Source organism: Phyllobacterium sp. NPDC097923 (assembly GCF_044760925.1).
In the GTDB taxonomy this organism is placed as follows: Bacteria; Pseudomonadota; Alphaproteobacteria; order Rhizobiales; family Rhizobiaceae; genus Phyllobacterium; species Phyllobacterium calauticae.
On sequence record NZ_JBIWBL010000016.1, the window covers coordinates 1 to 2,704 of the forward strand.

The window sequence follows — 2,704 nt, forward strand, 5'->3', positions numbered from 1 at the left end:
GACGACCCTGCCGACGTTTCTGCGACAAGCCCGGTCAAGGTTATGTATCCGACATCTGTTGCGGTCACAGTCGACCCCGAAGACACCTCAGCCGGTAGACCAACAAACGACATCACACCTGTCGTAGCTGGAATCGACTGACTGACACGGCCATCCCACACCGACTGGCCGCCCAATAGCGCCAACAAGATTTCGTGCGCCACCCCCGCCTCATCCACATAGACGAGACGGTTCGCGGATTCTGTGCGCTGTGAAATAGCCATACCGTTACGGTGTCGATGCAGTGAAGACGCCGCCCGAGTTCCAGTTCACCTGGAGGGGGACTGTCTGAATAACGGTGGATCCGGTCCTTGATTCAACACGCCGAGCTGAGCTTGGCGGGAAGGATCGACGATGACCGAAACACTTGATCCCATGGCAGAGACTGAGGTGGATCAGAAGCAGTTGGCCGAGCAGCTCCTGGCTCAGGCCAAGGAGCAGGGCGTGGAGTTGATGGGCCCGAACGGACTCCTCAATCAACTCACCAAAAACGTCCTAGAGACCGCGTTAGACGCGGAGATGACCGAGCACCTGGGCTACGAGAAGCACGATGCCGCCGGCCGCGGCAGCGGCAACTCGAGGAACGGTACCCGTTCGAAGACGGTGCTCACTGAGATCGGGCCGGTGGAGATCGAAGTGCCACGCGACGTCGATTCTTCGTTCGACCCGCAGATTGTTAAGAAGCGTCAGCGACGCTTGACGGGTATCGATGAGATCGTATTGTCATTGACGGCAAAGGGTTTGACGACCGGCGAGATATCCGCGCACTTTCAAGATATTTACGGAGCGTCGGTGTCGAAGGACACGATCTCGCGGATCACCGACAAGGTCGTCGGGGAAATGACGGAGTGGCAGAACCGGCCACTTGATCGGGTGTATCCGGTGATGTTCATCGATGCGGTGCACGTGAAGGTTCGCGATGGGCAGGTCACCAACCGGCCGATGTATGTCGCGATCGGCGTCACCGTCAATGGCGAACGCGACATCCTCGGGATCTGGGCCGGCGAGGGCGGAGAGGGCGCAAAGTTCTGGCTCTCGGTCCTGACCGAGATCAAGAACCGTGGTGTGGCGGACGTCTGCATCGTTGTGTGCGACGGACTCAAAGGATTGCCTGAAGCGATCAACACCGTCTGGGAACTCGCTGTGGTGCAGACGTGCATTATTCATCTGATACGCAACACTTTTCGCTTTGCCTCTCGTAAATATTGGGATGCGATGGCGCGTGATCTCAAACCTGTCTACACCGCTCCGTCGGAGTTTGCGGCCAGGGAACGATTCGCTGAGTTCACGCAGAAATGGGGGCAGCAGTATCCAGCGATTATCAAGATGTGGGACAACGCGTGGAGTGAGTTCGTTCCGTTCCTGGACTACGACGTCGAGATCAGGCGCGTCATCTGCTCGACGAACGCGATCGAGTCTGTCAACGCTCGCTACAGGCGCGCAGTACGGGCGCGTGGGCACTTCCCGACTGAGCAGGCGGCGCTCAAATGCTTGTACTTGGCCACGCGTGCTCTGGACCCGACAGGGAAAGGTAAGGCACGATGGGCAATGAGGTGGAAGCCCGCGCTCAATGCGTTTGCGATCACCTTCGAAGGACGCATCACCCTGAACGGTAACTAACCGACATCAAGGTCGGATCCACCGTTAATCGGACACTCCCGGTATGAGGGTCGGCCCGTTTCGGGCCGGGGACTCGCTTGCAAGTTGCCGTGGGTTGCCGAGTAGGCGAAGCCTGGATCGGTAGTGCCTACATTTGCAGGAGGCCCCGGTGATGTATCAGCGTACGAGTGTCGGATTGGACGTGCACGCACTGTCTGTAGTGGCATGTGCGATCGACGGTCAAACCGGTGAAGTATGGAAACAACGATTATGTCCGGACTCCGGTGAGATCCTCGCCTGGTTGCGTTCGTTGCCGGGTCCGGTGAAAGCCGTCTACGAGGCCGGACCGACCGGATTCGGCCTGTACCGAGCTCTGAATCAAGCGGGTGTGGAGTGCGTGGTGGTTGCGCCGTCGAAATTGCAGAGACCTGCTGGTGACCGCGTCAAGACCGATGCTCGCGACGCGCTGCATCTGGCGCGGTTGCTCCGACTGGACGAGATCGTCGAGGTCACGGTCCCTTCGGTAGAACAAGAGGCAGCCCGAGATCTGGTCCGTGCCCGTGAGGATGCTCGCGGGGATCTGATGCGATGCCGACATCGCTTGTCGAAACTTCTTCTGCGGCAGGGCATTGTCTATTCTGGTGGTGCGGCGTGGACTGGTGCGCATGATGTGTGGCTACGAAGTCAGAGGTTCGAGCAGTCGGCGTTGCAGGCCACGTTCGACTCGAACTATGAAGCGATGCTGCTCACCCGAAGCCGCCGTGACCGACTGGATACGGCGATCGAGGAGATGGCGGAGAACAGTCCCTACACGCCGATGGTGCACCGTTTGGGATGTTTACGCGGAATCTCTACTTTGACCGGGTTCGGGTTGGCGGTCGAGATCGGCGACTGGCAGCGATTTACGGGGAGCACCATCGGTTCCTATGTCGGCCTGGTGCCGAGTGAATACTCTTCGGGGACATCACGATCACAGGGTTCGATCACCAAGACCGGCAACGGTCATGCACGTCGGTTGTTGGTCGAGGCAGCATGGCATCACCGCAAGATCTACCGCAACCCTGGA

General features: G+C 59.0%; 3 protein-coding genes. 2 read left to right on the plus strand and 1 reads right to left on the minus strand.

What is annotated here, in order from left to right; translation table 11 throughout:
• The coding region (locus ACIQWS_RS25360) for a hypothetical protein (protein WP_403185150.1) at window positions 1–263 on the minus strand (263 nt) is incomplete at its 3' end.
• Between the two features lie 130 nt (window positions 264–393).
• Between ACIQWS_RS25360 and ACIQWS_RS25365 the strand changes: the two genes are divergently transcribed.
• Together ACIQWS_RS25365 and ACIQWS_RS25370 are read left to right on the plus strand one after the other, a co-directional pair.
• The gene (locus ACIQWS_RS25365; protein ID WP_003943361.1) at window positions 394–1,659 is read left to right on the plus strand and encodes an IS256 family transposase; all 1,266 of its coding nucleotides are present in this window, start codon (window positions 394–396) and stop codon (window positions 1,657–1,659) included.
• A 151-nt stretch (window positions 1,660–1,810) separates the two neighbouring features.
• Window positions 1,811–2,704: IS110 family transposase (locus tag ACIQWS_RS25370; protein WP_353799074.1), on the plus strand; the 894-nt coding region annotated here is incomplete at its 3' end.